The sequence below is a fragment of the Psychrobacter sp. P11F6 genome, from assembly GCF_001435295.1.
In the GTDB taxonomy this organism is placed as follows: Bacteria; Pseudomonadota; Gammaproteobacteria; order Pseudomonadales; family Moraxellaceae; genus Psychrobacter.
Map to the genome: position 1 here is coordinate 3,430,692 of NZ_CM003594.1, position 18,506 is coordinate 3,449,197.

Genomic DNA, 18,506 nt, shown 5'->3' on the forward strand with positions numbered 1-18,506 from the left:
TCGGGATATTAACCAGCTATTTAACGATGTTTGGCAAAATTTAGCCATTTCTAGCCTGTTTAGATATGATCAATTGAATTGAGGATATGCCCTAGCCTACTCAGTAGACATCACCACATTCAGAAGGCATCACCACATTCAGAAGGCATCACCATATATAGCCTATTTGCATCTTCTATTGTTTTTTCACTGTCCAAATATTTTTGCTCGATTGTGCTTTTAGCGTTGACAATCATTGAATCCGTCATCGCAAAGTCATCGTCATTTAGTAGACCCAATGAGCCATCTTGACGCAACCACAAACCTTCTAACTTATCATGCGGATACTCTACAGTCGCGAGAACGTCGACGACCAAGGTTTTCTTGACTGGTTTGATTCCCAATTCCTTCAGCAATTGCCAATTTTCTTCATCTGCTGCAATAAGCTGCTCAAGTGTTTGTCCATTGATCGTTAAACCTAATACATGATCTTGCTTGATATTATCTGTATTTAAAATATTCTCAATATCAGTCGCTTGCGAGAGGTCAATTTTATAAATGAGCTTTTGCGCAGACTTGTCTTGTAGCGGAAACTTGCGATCATGTTCAATCAAATAAAACTCGTGATTGTTAATCGCAACGATACCCGAAGTCACATGGTGAGCATGATCGAGACGATACAAATACTGTGCTATTTGACCAGAGTATAGATGGATAGTGACGATGCGCGTCAAACTAGAGACACGACCTGACTGATCAGGATTATCCATAGAAGACTCCATAATACCCACCAGTGTGCTCTGATCTGGAGTAATCGTTAGTGCTTCCATACCGCGATTTGCACGACGTTTGGTAAATTCTGCTGGTAGTAAAATCGGCTGACCATTAGCCATTACATTATTGCGCTCATCGCTCGCAAAGGCATTGATACGCTCAATCTCCACCCCATGCGCATTATAATGAACCAAATGAGGACCATACTCATCACTGATCCAAAAACTGCCATCTGTGAGCGCAGCAAGACCTTCAGGATCTAAACCATTGATACCGTTTTTGATAGGATTGGTCACTGCATCAAAAGGTAGGTTGGGATTCATGGTCATTGGCTGGCCGTCGACATCGTAAGGGACTTCATTAGTTCCGCCGAGTGCTTGTGGATTCGGTAGCCCAGAGATAGGATTGCCATTTGCGTCTTTTAGCAGTATCTCTTTGATCTTAATAATTTGCCCGGTTGCTTGTAGCTCAAACAATCCGATGCGCGGTGTATAGTCAGGTACTAAAAACTGTTTACCCTTGCCTGCACTACCTTCGAAATCCGCATTGGGACCGCGATCGGTGAGCACATAAAATTGATTGGCATTGGTTGGATGAGCCGCTGCATCTGAGCCAAAACCACCCCCTCTAATCTCAAGCTTCCTCTCAGGATAAGCAGCATTGATATGCGTATCATTGAGCACGGTATAAGGTAGTGCCGTGCCTTGGATAAAGGCTTTTTTTTGAATAATTTCTGTATTAATATTTTGTATCGTCATTTTTTATCCCTGATATATATTTTATTCTTGTTAAACGAACGATATGAGTAATTTATTAGATGTAGCGTTCAGCACAATTGACAGTCGAAAAAATAGTCAGCGCCTAATAAGCTCACTGACCATTTTAAGAGTTAATGCTATAACACATGGCTACACATTATTTATTAAACCTTAAGCTTGTCACCCACCATACCTTTGATGGTACTTAAAATATCAGCAGGTAATACCACCATTTTTGCATTGTCAGACTCTGCCAGCTCACGAATCGCCTTAATATATTGTTCACCAAGTAAGTAGACAATAGGCATCTCTTCCTCGCCCATTGCATTAGTAATCAGGCGAATAGACTCTTCAGAACCTCTCGCCAATACCACTTGTGCTTCGGCATCACGACGTGACGCCTCTAAACGTCCATCTGCCTCTAAGATAGCCGCTTGCTTTTGACCATCAGCACGAGTCACTGTCGCACGGCGCAGACGCTCTGCCGCCGCCTGCTCTTCCATTGATGCTTGCATCGTTTGCGATGGATTAATATCTTGAATTTCTACTGTCTTTAGGGTGATACCCCAGTCCGCAATATCTTCTGATATCGCATGCTTTAGCTTCATTTTGATTTCATCACGGCTAGACAATGCACTATCAAGATCCATCTCACCGATAATTGAACGTAGTGACGTCTGCACCAAATTACGAATACCATATTCATAATCTTCAATGCCATAAACAGCCTTATCTGGGCGCACGATATTAATATAAGCCACGGCGTTGGCAATAATAACAACGTTGTCTCGCGTAATGACCTCTTGTGAAGGAATATCAAGAACAATGTCTTTGGTCGTCACTTTATAAGCGACATCATCAACGAAAGGAATAATAAGGTTGAGACCCGGCTCTAGTGTTTGGCTATATTTGCCCAATCGCTGCACCACCCACTTATAGCCTTGCGGCACGATTCGAACGCCTTTGAAAACCGTAAAGACAACCAGTGCAACCAAAACCACCATGACAATGCTGAAGCTTTCCATAATTCATCCTTATTATTATAATTGCATGTCTTTATTAATCGCTGCCTGCGATTTCATACTGCTCACAATCAGCTCATTACCGACAATATCAGTCACCACCACTCGATCGCCGACCGCCACCGGCTCACCCGTAGTGCGGCACATCCACTCGGCTGCCCCAACAATAGGAACACTGAATCTGACGGTGCCCGCTCTATCTGGCTGCGGCTGGACGATAATCATGCCAGTTTCACCAACGATAACACTACCACCCAAGCCTGCTTTGGTGCGATCTACTGATAAGGGTTTAATAAACTTGAACCATGCCAGCAAGAATATGGCAGAAAGCACCAACCAAACAATAATTTGCACAGAGACAGAAATAGACAATAGCCATGAAAGCGCGGCAACGATGATGGCAGCGGCACCAAACCAAAGGCTGGCGAATGTCGGCACAAACATCTCAATGATCAGCAATATAAAACCTAAGACTAACCAGTGCCAAGGTTCAATCATCCACAGCATCTCCATCATCACTACATTCCCTATCTTTATCATTCTAACTTTTAATGTAGCACATTTTTGGTGTTAATAATTTCTTAAAAATCATCAATATATGATGTGTATACTTCGAAAAATGTAAGAAATACATATTAAAACTTAGAGCATAAAAAAACGACCGCCAAAGCGATCGTTTCTTTTTTCTTTAATCAACTTATTAAAACTTAATGTGAGCACCTAAAGTCAATAGAGTAATATCTTCAGCGACATAATCATATTCAGCTTCAACGCTCATGCTAGGGTTAAAGTTATAACCCAAACCAATACCACCAGCAACACCACTATCGCTATCGCTTTCACTAACAGTGTTTCCAAGTACGTCACTTAAAGACGCATCAATCTCAGCTTTAGCAAAACCTAACTTGCCTTTGGCATATAAACCAGTATTAGGGAATTGATAACGGTAAGTACCGTAAGCACCATAAGTTTTAAGGTCATATTCACCCTTAAGAAGTCTGGTACCTGTATCAATATCAGTGTCACTAGAGCCTACATATTCAACTTCAGCACCAAAGTTAGGATCAAAGTTATAACCAGCATAAATACCATAAGCAGTAGGATCATCTAGATCATCAGCATCTACCATGAACTTACCAGCTTTTACGCCAACATACGGCTGACCTGCATAGTTAACTGCCGCTTGCGCGCTGACACTCAATAAAGAGCCAACTGATAGGGCGATCAAAGCTTTTTGTAAAGTATTCATATATCTTCCTGTTAAATAAAACTAAAAATACCATCTGAATGAAAATAACAGAGCATATAAGTTAGCTGAACTATTGTCGAATTCGAGATATTAACAGAACCTTATTTCAAATGCACTCTTTTTTAATGACGCTTACAGTGCTTTTTATCGTACAAAAAAACGCACCTCATAGGGTGCGTTTTTTAGTTATCATACTGCTAATCAAAAACTTAGAATTTTAGCTGAGCACCAACAGTCATAAGATCTGCGTCGCTACCTAACATGTCATATTCAGCTTCAACACTGAAGTTTGGGTTAACCGAATAACCAAGGCCTACACCACCTGCAAGGCTGGTATCATCGTTAGAAATGGTTTTTCTATTAGAGTCTTCAACGATATAGTTACCTTCGATTTCAGTCTTAGCAACACCTAGCTTACCTTTGGCATATAGCGCAGTATTTGGGAACTGATAACGATAAGTACCATACGCGCCATAGCTCTTGGCATCGATATCACCGTTATAATAATCGGCATCGCCTGAACCTACATATTCTGCTTCGATACCAAAGTTAGGATCAAAGTTGTAACCACCATAGACACCATAAGCAGTTGGCTTGTCAGCACCGTTTACATCTAGGTCAAACTGACCGACTTTTACACCAACGTATGGCTGACCAGTGTAACCGTTGCCATAAGATACGGCAGCTTGTGCACCCATGCTTAATAAAGAACCAGCTGCTAATGCAAGTAACGTTTTTTGTAAAGTTTTCATAGTATTCCCCTAGGGTTATATTTTTAATTATTTGTCTGTAAAGTATCTGGATGAGAAAAAATTATTATTGCCATCTTCTCTCACTCATTTAGCTGATAAATCGTTTTGGCTTTAGAACTTCAACTGAGCGCCAACAGTAAGTAGTTTGGCATCGACATCACTGTCCATCATTGAGTATTCAGCTTCGACACCGAAGTTAGGATTGACTGAGTAACCAAGACCTACACCACCAGCAAGACCTGTGTCGCTGCTAGATTTCGAAACTTTAACTGGACCAACGGTGTAATCACCTTCTACTTCAGTTTTAGCAACCCCTAGCTTACCTTTAGCGTATAAGCCAGTATTTGGGAACTGGTAGCGTGCCGTACCATATGCGCCATAAGTTTTGGCATCAAGATCACCATTTTTGTAATCAGCATCATCTGAACCTACATACTCTGCTTCGACACCGAAGTTTTGATCGAAGTTATAACCACCGTAGACACCATAAGCAGTTGGATCATCTGCATTGTCGATATCTAGATCAAACTGACCGACTTTTACGCCGACATACGGCTGACCAGTGTAACCGTTGCTATAAGAAGTAGCGGCCTGTGCGCCAACAGTTAACAAAGAACCAGCTGCTAGTGCAAGTAGCGTTTTTTGTAGCGTTTTCATTATTAGCTCCTTAAAATCAATTTGGACAAACAAGTTATCTATTTATATTGGCTTTTATAGCCCTATCGCCTTGTTTGCTAACGATGGGTATATAGTAACAAACTATTTCAAGTCGTCTGTCAGTGTTTGATGGTATGAGAGTTAAGATTTGCAAGTATTTATCAGTGCTTGGGTTACAAAGGCAAAGATATGAAATCTTTTGTTACAACCACTGAGTTTATGCAATAATCGCTACTCATTTCATCGCCTTTCTAGCAGAAATAAGCATAAAACAATAAGAGATACCGAATATTTTAAGGTAAAAATAATGACTGGACGTATAACTAGCCACCTACAAGAAGCGCTTACAGCACTCAAAGCCACCCAACAATATCGTCAATTACCCAATCTCCATCATCATGGGCGATACGTTATTAGCGAGGGTAAAACCTTACTCAATATCGCCAGTAACGATTATCTGGGCTTAGGCGGCGACACCGAATTACAAAACGAATTTCTCAGTCAACTAACAGTGTTATCAGTCGCACAAATACCTAAAATGAGTGCGACGTCCTCACGCTTGCTCACTGGAAATGATGCACAGCTACAAGCGCTAGAGTCTGAGCTGCAGGAATGGTATCAAACCGCTGTCGGCAAACGTGATATCTCTGCCTCAAAATCGGTGTTGGTATTGAATAGCGGCTATCATGCCAATCTTGGTATATTGCCAGCCCTGACAGCCTTGCCAGTCAAAACACTGATCTTAGCTGACAAGCTGGTACATGCCAGCATTATCGATGGGTTGCGGTTGAGCCAAAGCAAACTTGTCAGCTATCGTCGTTATCGTCACAATGATTATGAACATTTGGCGACGTTTATTGAGCAAGCAGCGCCAGACATTGAGCGCATCATTATTGTCACTGAGAGCATCTTTAGTATGGATGGTGATCGTGCGGATTTATGTCAACTGGTACAATTAAAAGCTAGCGATGCTCGTATCGAACTGTATGTCGATGAGGCTCATGCCATCGGTGTATTAGGTGATACAGGCTTGGGACTAGCAGAAGAAACGCAGACATTGGCTGATATTGACTATTTGGTCGGTACTTTCGGTAAAGCGTTTGCCTCGGTGGGTGCTTATATCATGTGCGATGATGTCGTCAAGCAATGGCTAATTAACCGCATGCGTCCACTCATTTTTAGTACTGCATTACCCCCTATCAATCACGCATGGACGCGATTTATTTTAGCAAAAATTCCAATGCTAAATAATCAACGGGCGCATTTAGCGAGGTTATCTACCAAGCTTAGTCAAGCCATCGACCCAAGATACCGTGTGTCCCAGAACATCCAGCATCCACAATATGACTCACCGATTGTGCCTTACGTCTTGGGCGACAATGCTAGCACGCTTGCCAAAGCACAACAATTGCAAGCAGCAGGTTTTTACACCCTGCCTATCAGGCCACCCACTGTGCCTGCAAACACCGCTCGTATCCGTTTGGTGATGAATGCCAAGCTGACAGATGAAGACTGCGAACAATTGATACAACAATTATAAATCTGTTGTTATACATCAGCGACGTCAGTCCTGCTATCGATTGATAATTGGCTCACTTGGATATAATAAACCGTATGAAAACACTCGCCACGCCTGATAACTTTAGCCCCAGAAAACAAACCATCGCTCGTCATTTTGCCAATGCTAACGACTATGATCAGCATGCCAATGTTCAGCAGCAAGTCTGTCAATATTTAATAGACAAACTCACTCACACTGAACACGACAGTGTGCTTGAAGTCGGTGCAGGAACTGGTCAAATGACCCGCCTACTCGCAGCACACATTCAAAGTCAATATTGGCTGATCAATGAATTATGCGCTGAACAAGCGGCTACTTTACAATCCATATTGCCCAATGCTGACATAGCAATTGGCGATGCTGAAACGATGGACTTTGAGGATGAGCATAGCTTGATAATCAGTGCCAATGCTGTGCAGTGGTTTGATGATCCCTTAAACTTTGTTGCGCAATCAGCACGGCGTTTGCGAACTGGAGGTCAACTGCTGTTTAACACTTTTACGCCAAATAACTTTTTGCAAATTAAAAGTTTGACTGGTCAAGGACTCTATTACCCAGATATCATTGAGTGGCGACTGGCACTGATCAGTGCGGGTTTTGAGAAAATTGAACTGTCCACTGAGCGTTTCGAGTTACCGTTTGCCAGTCCTTACGCCATCCTAAAACATATGAAATTGACGGGCGTATCGACCAATCAGACGCAAGTAAAAGCCAACAGCACCCAGCCCTTTATGTGGACCAAGGCACGCTTGCAACAGTTTGAGTCTGATTATTGGCAAAATTTTTCGGCGCAAGATGACGACGGTCAGCCTATCGTTCATTTGACTTATGAAGTACTGATAGTGAGTGCCTTTAAATCATGAAGATAAGATATAGAGTGGTAGGATATCTCTTATAAATAACAGCCATAAAAAAAACGCACCCCGAAGGATGCGTTCTTTGTTTTAACTGCGTTTAGTTACTAAATCACAATTATTTTTTGTCTTCGTCTACTTCAGTAAACTCAGCATCAACGACGTCATCATCAGCTTGGTTGCTATCTGCTGCATTGTCCGCGCCTTGTTGGAACTGGCTTGGATCCATGCCCTCGCTACCTGCGCCTGCATCAGCATAAATCTTCTGACTAACTGGCAAGAAGGCATTGTCTAATGCTTCAAGCTTGGCTTTGATGTCATCATGATCATCTTCTTTCATTACCGCTTCAAGCTCAGAGATAGCAGCTTCTACTGTTGATTTTTCTTCAGCAGTTACTTTATCTTCAGCATCTTTCAACGCTTTTTGTACCGCATGAATACGACCATCTGCTTCGTTACGAACTTGCGCTAAGTTAGCGAATTTTTCGTCTTCTGCAGCATTGGCTTCTGCATCACGAACCATTTGCTCGATTTCTTCATCCGTCAAGCCAGAATCTGCTTTGATCTGGATGCTTTGCGCTTTACCCGTACCTTTGTCAGTTGCTGAGATATTCATGATACCGTCAGCATTGATGTCAAAAGTAACTTCAATTTGCGGTAGACCACGTGGTGCTGGTGGAATATCCGTCAAATCAAAACGACCAAGCTGTTTATTTTGGTTAGCGATTTTACGCTCACCTTGATAAACCTGGATGGTCACAGCTGGTTGGTTGTCTTCAGCCGTTGAGAATACCTGTGATTTCTTAGTAGGAATCATGGTGTTTTTCTCAATAACTGGTGTCATGACACCACCCATCGTTTCGATACCAAGCGTTAGTGGCGTCACATCAAGTAACAATACGTCTGTTTTTTCACCAGACAATACCGCGCCTTGAATCGCAGCCCCTGCCGCTACTGCTTCATCAGGGTTCACATCTTTACGTGGCTCCTGACCGAAGAATTCTTGTACTTTTTGCTGTACCAGTGGCATACGAGTCTGACCACCAACTAAGATAACATCATCGATGTCACCAATTTTTATGCCAGCATCTTCAAGCGCAATCTTACAAGGACCCATGGTACGTTGTACCAACTCTTCAGTTAAGCTCTCAAGTTTTGAGCGACTGATAGTGACCACCAAATGCTTAGGACCATTGCTGTCTGCAGTAATATAAGGCAAGTTCACCTCAGTACTTTGGGCACTTGATAACTCAATTTTCGCTTTTTCTGCCGCTTCTTTTAGACGCTGCATCGCCAATGAGTCACCTTTCAAATTGACATCTTGGTCTTTTTTGAACTCATCAACTAAATAATCAATCAATGCTGAGTCAAAGTCTTCACCACCAAGGAATGTATCACCATTGGTTGCTAAAACTTCAAACTGCTGCTCGCCATCAACGTCAGCGATTTCGATGATTGATACGTCAAAAGTACCACCACCCAAGTCATAAACAGCAACCGTGCTATCGCCTTGCTTCTTGTCCATACCGTACGCAAGAGCCGCAGCTGTTGGTTCGTTGATGATACGTTTTACATCAAGACCCGCAATTTTACCCGCGTCTTTTGTTGCTTGACGTTGTGAGTCATTAAAATAAGCTGGTACCGTTACAACCGCTTCAGTAACAGTTTCACCAAGATAGTCTTCTGCTGTTTTTTTCATTTTTTTCAAGATTTCAGCAGAAACCTGTGGTGGTGCTAATTTTTTACCATTAATTTCTACCCATGCATCACCGTTATCTGCTTTGGCGATTTTGTAAGGTACCATGCCGATGTCTTTTTGCACGACTTTGTCATCAAAACGACGACCAATCAAACGCTTAATCGCAAACAACGTGTTGTTTGGATTGGTGACCGCTTGACGTTTGGCTGACTGACCCACCAAAATTTCATCGTTTTTATAAGCAACGATAGATGGCGTTGTACGAGTACCTTCAGCATTTTCGATGACTTTGACTTTGTCACCTTCCATCACTGCGACACACGAGTTAGTCGTACCTAAATCAATACCAATTACTTTACCCATAATTATTTGCTCCTAATTTGTTTTAAATATTTATCTATTCAGACCGTGGTTGATCTCTTGTTGCTATATATATCGGTTTACTTATGGATTTTTTCAAGTCAATCATGATGCAAAATTTGTCTTTCGTGTGACTTTTTGTGAAAACCCTTAATAATAGTAAGGTTTAGCACATTAAAAATCCAATTTTTAATACTACTGCCCAACACGTACCATGGCTGGGCGTAATAAACGACCGTTCAAGCTATAACCTTTTTGTAATACAGTACCGACAGTATCAGCCTCTGCTTCTTCATCGATACCGACAGCTTCGTGCAAATCAGCATTAAATTTCTCGCCTTGTGGGTCAACCATTTCGACGCCGTTCTTATTTAATACGTCCAATAACGCTTTGTGCGTCAGTCTCACCCCTTCTGTAACAGGGTCATCGGCATGGGCGCTTTCGATGGCGCGTTCTAAATTATCGACCACTTCTAATAGCTCTTTGGCAAATTTCTGCAAGGCAAAACGCTTACTCTTATCCGCCTCTTGCTCCATGCGTTTTTGTGCATTGTAAGCTTCGGCATTGGCACGGGCGGTGACTTCTTTAGCTTGCTTCACTTCACCTTCTAGTTCAGCGATGCGCGCTTTAAAGGTGTCGAGATCGATTTCATTTTCGATGGTCATCTCTTCACCTGAGTTATGCTTTGGATCAAACTCTTTCATGGTTTCTTCTAAAATACTGTCACTGTGTTCAATATTGTCATGCGCCACATTTTGCTCAGGCGATTCGTGGTTGGTATTTTGCTCGCTCATGATAGCTCCTTAGAATTTTAATAATGACAATTTATATAAGAGGCAACAAGCTCACTATTTACTAGGGATACTGTGCTCTTATTAAATAATTAACCCGTCTTACACATTGTTGTTATGAATACCTTTTACTAGCTGTTTGATAAAGGTGATGGAGGTAAATTTCAAGCCTAAGCCAAGGGAATTTTTCTAATTTACAACAAATATTGCCTAAATCTGGATTAAAGTGCTCAAAACAGAATTTCATAGGTGGTAAATGGCTACCCATGCTCGTTAACACAAGCTACAAGAAAGCAGTACTTATTCCAAAAAACTTACCATTGATACATAAGCCATTACCAAACAATACTCAACTTTATTTTTGATTACTCTATTATTGCTACAAATAGTATGGCTAATGTCAAAGTGAACGCTCATATATGACAACGCATACTGACAATCATTAACGAGAAGTGTTATGTCTAAATCAACCGTGTTATCAATCAATGCGCTATTAAATAAAGCGCTGATGACGATAAAGCTCGCATCAACAGATCGTATAGATAATGGTATAAAAGAAGAAAATGGCACTCAAGAGAATCGTTTGACCGTCAAACAAAAAGTGCTTAGCTATAACCCGTTGACGACTTGCCAGCCGCATACCTTGCACTATGCCATGAAAGGAGTCAGCTATCTGCCAACGCCACTATTAGAGAGCTTGGTTGGTTATTTGAAAGGACCTACCTCAAAACAATATCTGCACGCCGATGCTCACCTGCGTTTGATTCTCGCGGTGAATAGTAAGCTTAAAACGCCTCTTGAGCTGACACCAATGCATGAGCTGCGCGAAAGGTTCGCTGCTGACGCCGTGGCGATGCAAGCGCCGCAGGTATGGCAGCAAGCAAGTGACAATATCATCGGCAACATGAAGCGATTTACGAAAAAAAATCAGAAGCTTGTGCATTGGGAAGACAAAGTGATTGCCAACGCTGATGATGGCGATATGACCATTCGCTGTTATCAATCAGACGCGAGCTCTCATGGCTTAGGGTTCAAAAAAGCGGATACTCATAATTCTGATGAAACAGTGTTGTTATATTTTCATGGGGGTGGGTTTTGTATTGGTGATGTCAATACCCATCATGAATTTTGCCACGCGGTTTGTGAACAGACTGGCTGGCCGATAGTCAGTGTTGATTATCGCTTAGCACCTGAGCATCCAGCACCAGCCGCATTAAAAGACTGTATCACTGCCTATGCTTGGCTGGCTGAGCATTGCCATACCTTAGGTGCTTTACCCTCGCGAATCGTACTAGCAGGCGATAGTGCTGGCGGCGGATTGTCCACCTTAATTGCTCAACAACTCACTGCGCCCTCGCAAGTCGCATGGTCAGATCTGGGCAGTGCAGGTCAAAAAATGTTCGATTTATTAGAGCGCTTACCAAAGCCGCTTGCACAAATGCCTTTGTATCCTGTGACGGATATCGAAACCGATTATCCAAGTTGGGAGTTATATGGCGAGGGATTATTATTGGATCATGCCGATGTGGCTGTATTTGATGCTGCTTGTTTAGATAACAGCCCCTTGCCACGCCAGCATATCCTTAACTGTCCGATGCTTGGTGATCATAGTAAAGTATGCCCGACTTACATTGTCGCCGCAGAATTAGACGTATTACGTGATGAAGCATTTGCTTATGCAAAGCAGTTAAAGATGCATGGTATAGCAATCGAGACTCATACCATTCTTGGTGCGCCACATGGTTTTATTCATTTTATGAGTATTCATCAAGGTATCGGACAATCAACAGACGATATTATTAAAGGGTTTGCGAGTTTTGTGCGTAACGTTATCAATACCCAGTCACAATTAGCGGCATAGTTATCAACACAGTTGTATAAGAGAATGCTGGTTTATTTATAAAATAGAATGGTGCTGCCATTATTTAAACGTTATTTTTTTAAGCATTGTTTTCTTAAATATTACTTGCTTAAACGTTATCTTCAACATGACCATTCAAAGTGATCAGCCAAATCTCTGAGCGCGAACCCAAGCGAAATGGGATACCCCAAAAGCCGTAACCAGATGACACCACAAAGTGACTGTCATTGATGACCTCATAGCCATAACCCAAGCGGTTGATGGCACTAACAATGAAGTTGGCGGGGAATATCTGACCGTTATGGGTATGCCCAGAGAGCTGTAAATCAATCGGCATTTGGCTGTGCTCAGCGATATCACTTGGTCTGTGGTCTAATAATATCAGCGGCTCAGCGTTATTAACCTGTGCCAGTAGCTCAGTCGTCGGAACGCGCTGACGCTTATGATTGTCGAAGCGTCCCATCAGCCAAAACGCTTGCCCTTGGTGCGTGAGGCGTATGACTTCGTCATTTAATAACTGCACGCCAGCAGTACGCAACGCTTGGACAATTGGCTGCTCGTGCCCGTACAAATCATGATTGCCTAAAGTTGCATAGACCCCATACGGCAGGCTTTTGCATAACTCAGCCAAGTTTTTTGCCATATTATAATTAGTAAATGCTTGTGTATTATCATCCATGATATCGCCCGGCATTAGCAATATGTCGGCTGTATTTTTTACCATAAGATGATGCAGTCTATCTATTGCACCGCTGCCAAACAGTCTCCCGATATGTAAGTCGCTAGCGACCGCAATACGTAATGGCTTAGCCAAAGGTTTATCAATATCAATAGATAACTCACGTACCACAGGCGCATAAGCACTATATAGGGCGTAAACAAATAACCCGACAAATATTGCCAATGCCAACATGCGCAACCCAAAATCGACGGTAGCCGGTGTAGCGAGCGCATCACCAGTTAGCGATGTAATTAGCCAATAGCCACCATAAAATAGGCTGGTAACTAAAGCCGTCAATAGCATGAAATGCATAACTAACACCCAACCACTGATCCAGCGATAGCTATTTTTAAATGCTCTATTGACACTGAGTAGCAGCAAACCGTTGGTAATAACGAATACGATGACCCATACCGAAGTTTGCAAACCTGCTGTCTGCTAAGGCTGTAACCACCATTGCACGCTTAGAGCTGCGCCGGCACTAAAGAGCTGTAATAGCACAAAAATGGTGATGAAAAATGCGTAGCGCATGAAAAATCCTTGATTATGATGTCGTCGATGCAGTATGTTTTTAGCTGACAATACGAGCAAAGTCGCTATTAGCCAGCCTAACAGCAAATAAAAGCCTCTACCATTTAGATATGGTAGAGGCTTTATCATAGGGGTAACACTGTTTATTTAAATAGCTCATACACCAGACTGCAACGTAATTATCCAAATCTCAGAACGCGTTCCCAGTCTAAACGGTACTGGACCGATACCATAACCAGAGGTCACCAAAAACTGCGTATCGGCTATTTTTTTGCTGCCATAGTTTAGTGGTGTCAACCAATCCATCAATAGCGTTAGTGGAAATATCTGCCCGCCATGGGTATGCCCAGACAGATGCAAATCGACTGGCAGGGCGCTGACCTCATCCATCGCGCTAGGACGATGTTCCAAAAATATCACTGGTTTATCTGTCTCTACTTGCGTTAACAACTCATCTGCTGACAGTCTGGTACGATCGATGTCATCAGAACGCCCCACTAGCCATACTGAATCATTTAATAGCACACTCTCATTATCAAGGGTTTTGATACCCGCCTCTTCCACCGCTTGAGTGATCTGCTGGTCATAACCGAAATAATCGTGATTGCCTAAAGTCGCATAGACGCCAAGCGGTGCTTTTAACTTTGATAATTGTTCACGCATATTCGTATTATCGTAAGCAATGGTATTGTCATTCATAATATCACCAGCGATCACCACGACATCGGGATGTTGCGCATCGATAAGGTTTACCATTTTTTTTATCTGTCGATTGCCAAACCATCTACCCAAATGCGTATCAGAGATAAGCGCAATATCCATTGGTTTAGCCAGCGGTTTATCACTCGTAACAGTTAAACGATGTACGACGGGTGAATAAGCATTAAATATCGCTAAGCTAACAATGGCGATATAAACTGTAATGGCAAAGGTTCGCAAGAGTATTAGACGAGGTTTTCTCTTAAAGAACTTATAGACAATGAGCGCAACTACAGAAGTTATCAAACCGGCATAAAACATAAAACCTTGCAAAATACTAATGACCAGATAGACGTGAAAGCGCTCACCCCAAAACTCAGTCAAGCCATAAATGAGAGCACTATTATTAATAATAAAGACAACAGCTATCAGTGCAGCTTTTGCAGCAGTCGTTTTTGGCTTTATTAACCAGTAAATAAGAACGGTGGTCATAACAGCTAGCAACTGAGTAAAAACGATGAAGAACCACATAGTAAGGTCTAATCAGATAGAGATAACGCTATCTTACGTGAAAAATTTGATGCTCTGGATATAGCCTCCTTTTTTCCACGAAAACTTCATATGCTTTACGTCTAGAGTGCTGTTGCCACAAAAATAAATGGTTGCCAATAAACGTACTTTAACGTGTATTTGGTGCTATTTTGCAAACGCCGTTTTCACAAGCCTGCATCAGCGCTTTGCCATAGAGCAGCTTGGTCACCCAATTCGGAATTCTATAGCGATTGCGCGCGACATACGGATAAGCGAAGTCGCCAAGTTGTTTGACCACTGGCAAAAATAACAACGTTGACAATTTCACGCTGCCCGTTCTGTAGAGCAGCCGCACGGCATCCATGTGAGTATACCAATTGCCGTAGCTGTCTTGCACACACATATAAGTCATCGCATCCTTACGGCTGAATCCTGCGACTGCCAACTCATCAACCCCCTCGTCTACAGGAACTAAGTGTATCTTTTCCGGTTGACGTTTTTTCATATTATGCGCCTCGGTGCTACATATCACGCACGCATCATCGTAGTACATGGTAATGGACAAATTCGCTTGCTCTCTATAGCTGTTGATATGGTTTTGGATAATCATCTTACGACTCCTTTCTGAGTGATAACTAAATATCAAGGTGGCTGGCATTGGATTTTTGAGTCACGCTAGATTTTTGGTGCTGATTGGCTGCGGCTAAAAAGGGAATGACTGGCTGCTGCGTCCATTGCGGTGCGGCAACATCTAAGCGCTTCGCCAGTGTTGGTAAATGATTAGTCGGGACAGCTGGAAATAGGTGATGCTCAATATGATAGAGCAAATTAAAGGTTAGCAAATTAATCAATGGATGGCGCTCACTGCGGGCATATACCACATCATCGCAACCATGATGGACACTCCATACGGCAAAGAATCCCACCATGATATTGGCCAATATCATCACCAATACGTGATATATCAAAACTGGATGCATCGTGATAAAAGCGGTGGCAATCACTGCGAAAATGAGCAACAGATCAAAGCCAACGAGCATACGATTGCGGCGGCTACCATGCGTCAAGCCAAACCACTGAATCGCAATCGAGAAAAGTCCGCCTCCCAATATCGCCTGATACCAAGGCAGACGAGCCCAATTACCCTCGACATCGCTGTCACCCAGTGGATCTCTATGATGGTTAAGATGAGTATGCCGAATAGCATGCGTGCTACAGAGCATCGTGATACTGAGAAGAAACAGCATGAGCTCTGTGGCGACTTTACTCACCCCTAAAGTGCGGTGATAGCAATCATGCGCTTGTCTCAGTGCGGCAGTAAAAAAGAAAAATGTCGCCACAAGTGCAAGTAACCACCACCCTTGCCACGCGCTCCACCATGACAATAATAAAAAAGGTAAAGATAAGAAAATATTATAAACGGTCTCGCTCAGACTAAGCTGACGCAAATCTTGCCATTCAACACTGGCTAACGAAGGATGACGCATGATGTTCTCCTTACTTGGTGATAAGCAGTAGCTGTCTTGCTGGCGCGACCACTTAATTTAATCGGCTGTTTTAATTTACTTTATTTCTGTCAATAGTGAAATTATTATTTAAATTTTATTTGTATTTAGGTAATGCGATAAGACCTGTAATCACAGCGCTGGCTCCACCTATCAAGCTAAAAACCAATCCAAATATTATTTTCTCTAAAAAAACATCTGTTGCTATAATCCAAACTGAAAATATAAAAGTGCTAAAGAATCCAATGAAGAATAACGGTACTATTTTTAGTATGGAATCAAAGACTATCTTCAACTTACATATAGTTAATCCAGCTACTAACGTAGGGAGCAAACCAAAAAAGAATCCGCCTACAATAGAAGCTAATAGCATTTTGAAAATATCTGTTAACTCTTGCCTAAAAACATTACCGTCAATTACAAACATCACAATCATATATAAGAAGACAATCAGACCACCTATCGCACCACCTAATAATCCATAAACTCCTATTACCTTAGCTTTAGGATAGCTGGATGCTGTGGCTGTAGCGCTAATCTCAATATCACTCATACATACCTCTATTTAGGTTTCACATGAAACAAAGAATCCTATGATAAAGACTACGTTTCACATGAAACAACCTTCATAAGTATCTATGACTTCTGCTCTTCTAAAGCTTGCTTCAGTGTTGGCTGTTTAAAATCATAACCTGCGTCCTGTAATGCTTGCGGCACTACTTTTTGACCATCAATTAATAGAGTCGACATCTCACCAAATATCAGCTTAAGCAGAAAATTGGGTAAAGTAAAAAAGGTAGGACGGTGTAGCCATGCTCCAAGCGTTTTGGTAAAAGTATGATTGGTCACTGGATTAGGCGCAGTGAGGTTATATACCAGCACTGGCGTATCATTGATAGTTTCTAACGAGTGATCATCGGTAGTCTGAGTGTCCGCATAATTAGCAAGATGCTTTTCAATGATGAATATCACCGCCCCAACCCAGTCTTCACGACTGATCCAGCTCATGATTTGCTTGCCATCACCCAACTGTCCACCAACACCCATTTTAAATGGGGTTAATAACTTACCGAGCATCCCGCCATCAGGATGGATAACCACACCCGTACGCACGATAGCCACAGGCACGCCATAGTCTGTTGCTGTCAAAGCTAGCTGCTCCCATTCATGACATAATTGATGGGCAAAATCAGTTTTGAAACCACTGCTTTCGGTAAGAGGTTTATCGCCTTGTGCGCCATACCAGCCAATCGCAGAGCCGCTGACCATTAGCTTGGGCTTAATACTGGTGCGCTTCATAAATGCCAATAAGGATTCGGTAGGCTTGATACGGCTGGCGAGCAACTGCTCTTTGCGCGCATCGCTCCAGCGCGAGTCAGCAATGCCTGCGCCTGCTAGATTTAAGATAACATCAAAGCTTTTATCCGAACTCGCTAGCTCATCGTAGGTCATCATGCTGATCGCTTCAGGATGCGTTTGGCTGCTATCGCGTGTTAGCCATGTAATGTGTAAGTCCTTATCCTGCGTACGATAACGTTTGATAAGCTCGTCACTAAAAGCACTGCCTAAAAAGCCTGAGCCACCACTGATTAAAATATTCATGTCCTACTCCCTATATTTTTCGCTTATCGTTTAGTAAAACTTAATCCGTTATAGTTATCGTCTACTTTTTTAGTACTAACATCAAAATGACTTTTACATACTTTTGGTAAAGCAATGCGGCTGGCAATCGCTGAATTGATTGCGCCAAACAATCCTATACCAATCATAAAGGCCAGTAGCACGCCAACCTCTATCCATGAGTTGATGCCTAAATATAGGATGATTGCACCCATATAACCTGCTGACGTTATAAACCCCACTAAAAATGTCGTGCTTAGACTCTTATGATCACCGCGCCATATATTCTTATAAGCGACGATAACACCCGTTAATAAAGCAGGAATAAAACCAAGCAGACCAACATATAGCAATGGCTGATAACCAATCTGCGCAAAGTCCGCATTCCTAAAAACAAACAATAAACCCAGTTCTGAAATCAACCCACCAATCATACTACCAAGCCCTGCAAACAAAATAATCACTTGTAGATAAGGATACACACCTAACTCATTATTCGTTTTCATTCTATTTATCCCATTAACATTCATCGTTAATTCAGTATAAATACGGCGTTGCCAAAGCCAATGAAATTCATGTGG

18 protein-coding genes are annotated in these 18,506 nt (G+C 42.2%); 3 read left to right on the plus strand and 15 right to left on the minus strand.

From position 1 onward, the window contains the following. Nucleotides 1-119: 119 nt before the first annotated feature. From AK822_RS14190 to AK822_RS14215, 6 genes are all read right to left on the minus strand, one after another. The gene (locus AK822_RS14190; RefSeq protein ID WP_060492088.1) at nucleotides 120-1,511 is read right to left on the minus strand and encodes an esterase-like activity of phytase family protein; all 1,392 of its coding nucleotides are present in this window, start codon (nucleotides 1,509-1,511) and stop codon (nucleotides 120-122) included. 164 nt (nucleotides 1,512-1,675) lie between these two features. After that, the gene (locus tag AK822_RS14195) at nucleotides 1,676-2,536 is read right to left on the minus strand and encodes an SPFH domain-containing protein (protein ID WP_045447605.1); all 861 of its coding nucleotides are present in this window, start codon (nucleotides 2,534-2,536) and stop codon (nucleotides 1,676-1,678) included. 15 nt (nucleotides 2,537-2,551) lie between these two features. Further along, nucleotides 2,552-3,049 carry an NfeD family protein gene (locus tag AK822_RS14200; RefSeq protein WP_060492089.1) on the minus strand — a complete coding sequence of 166 codons (498 nt, stop codon included), beginning with the start codon at nucleotides 3,047-3,049 and terminating at the stop codon, nucleotides 2,552-2,554. Nucleotides 3,050-3,233: 184 nt separating this feature from the next. Further along, complete coding sequence (locus tag AK822_RS14205) at nucleotides 3,234-3,782, minus strand: porin family protein (protein ID WP_060492090.1); 549 nt, start codon at nucleotides 3,780-3,782, stop codon at nucleotides 3,234-3,236. 209 nt (nucleotides 3,783-3,991) lie between these two features. Further along, nucleotides 3,992-4,534, minus strand: a complete 543-nt coding sequence (locus tag AK822_RS14210) for a porin family protein (protein WP_045447596.1) — start codon at nucleotides 4,532-4,534, stop codon at nucleotides 3,992-3,994. A gap of 111 nt (nucleotides 4,535-4,645) precedes the next feature. Continuing rightward, nucleotides 4,646-5,191 (minus strand): porin family protein, encoded by a 546-nt coding sequence (locus tag AK822_RS14215; RefSeq protein ID WP_060492091.1) that lies wholly within the window; start codon nucleotides 5,189-5,191, stop codon nucleotides 4,646-4,648. Between the two features lie 307 nt (nucleotides 5,192-5,498). Here AK822_RS14215 and AK822_RS14220 point away from each other — a divergent pair, with 307 nt between their 5' ends. Then, a complete protein-coding gene (locus AK822_RS14220; RefSeq protein ID WP_060492092.1) occupies nucleotides 5,499-6,731 on the plus strand; it encodes an 8-amino-7-oxononanoate synthase in 1,233 nt (410 codons plus the stop codon). Between the two features lie 74 nt (nucleotides 6,732-6,805). After that, nucleotides 6,806-7,615: a methyltransferase domain-containing protein gene (locus AK822_RS14225; RefSeq protein WP_060492093.1), complete on the plus strand. Its 810-nt coding sequence runs from the start codon at nucleotides 6,806-6,808 to the stop codon at nucleotides 7,613-7,615. 109 nt (nucleotides 7,616-7,724) lie between these two features. On the opposite strand, the gene dnaK is transcribed toward AK822_RS14225, so the two are convergent. Beyond that, nucleotides 7,725-9,668 carry a molecular chaperone DnaK gene (dnaK, locus tag AK822_RS14230; RefSeq protein ID WP_045447587.1) on the minus strand — a complete coding sequence of 648 codons (1,944 nt, stop codon included), beginning with the start codon at nucleotides 9,666-9,668 and terminating at the stop codon, nucleotides 7,725-7,727. Nucleotides 9,669-9,860: 192 nt separating this feature from the next. After that, entirely contained in the window at nucleotides 9,861-10,460 is a 600-nt protein-coding gene (gene grpE, locus AK822_RS14235) for a nucleotide exchange factor GrpE (protein WP_045447584.1), read from the minus strand. A gap of 454 nt (nucleotides 10,461-10,914) precedes the next feature. Here grpE and AK822_RS14240 point away from each other — a divergent pair, with 454 nt between their 5' ends. Further along, nucleotides 10,915-12,318, plus strand: coding sequence for an alpha/beta hydrolase (locus AK822_RS14240; protein ID WP_060492094.1), 1,404 nt, complete (start codon nucleotides 10,915-10,917; stop codon nucleotides 12,316-12,318). 109 nt (nucleotides 12,319-12,427) lie between these two features. Here the strand turns inward: AK822_RS14240 and AK822_RS14245 are convergent, their stop codons facing one another. From AK822_RS14245 to AK822_RS14275, 7 genes are all read right to left on the minus strand, one after another. Next, nucleotides 12,428-13,465 carry a metallophosphoesterase gene (locus tag AK822_RS14245; RefSeq protein ID WP_228139038.1) on the minus strand — a complete coding sequence of 346 codons (1,038 nt, stop codon included), beginning with the start codon at nucleotides 13,463-13,465 and terminating at the stop codon, nucleotides 12,428-12,430. Nucleotides 13,466-13,726: 261 nt separating this feature from the next. Beyond that, nucleotides 13,727-14,761 carry a metallophosphoesterase gene (locus AK822_RS14250; protein ID WP_228139039.1) on the minus strand — a complete coding sequence of 345 codons (1,035 nt, stop codon included), beginning with the start codon at nucleotides 14,759-14,761 and terminating at the stop codon, nucleotides 13,727-13,729. A gap of 187 nt (nucleotides 14,762-14,948) precedes the next feature. Beyond that, nucleotides 14,949-15,410, minus strand: a complete 462-nt coding sequence (locus AK822_RS14255) for a thiol-disulfide oxidoreductase DCC family protein (protein ID WP_060492096.1) — start codon at nucleotides 15,408-15,410, stop codon at nucleotides 14,949-14,951. A gap of 25 nt (nucleotides 15,411-15,435) precedes the next feature. Then, on the minus strand, nucleotides 15,436-16,287 hold the full coding sequence (locus AK822_RS14260; RefSeq protein ID WP_060492097.1) for a fatty acid desaturase family protein: 852 nt from the start codon (nucleotides 16,285-16,287) through the stop codon (nucleotides 15,436-15,438). Between the two features lie 115 nt (nucleotides 16,288-16,402). Beyond that, entirely contained in the window at nucleotides 16,403-16,858 is a 456-nt protein-coding gene (locus tag AK822_RS14265; RefSeq protein ID WP_060492098.1) for a hypothetical protein, read from the minus strand. A gap of 83 nt (nucleotides 16,859-16,941) precedes the next feature. After that, nucleotides 16,942-17,907, minus strand: coding sequence for a TIGR01777 family oxidoreductase (locus AK822_RS14270; protein ID WP_060492099.1), 966 nt, complete (start codon nucleotides 17,905-17,907; stop codon nucleotides 16,942-16,944). Between the two features lie 23 nt (nucleotides 17,908-17,930). Then, nucleotides 17,931-18,431 carry a hypothetical protein gene (locus AK822_RS14275; RefSeq protein WP_060492100.1) on the minus strand — a complete coding sequence of 167 codons (501 nt, stop codon included), beginning with the start codon at nucleotides 18,429-18,431 and terminating at the stop codon, nucleotides 17,931-17,933. Nucleotides 18,432-18,506: the final 75 nt, after the last annotated feature.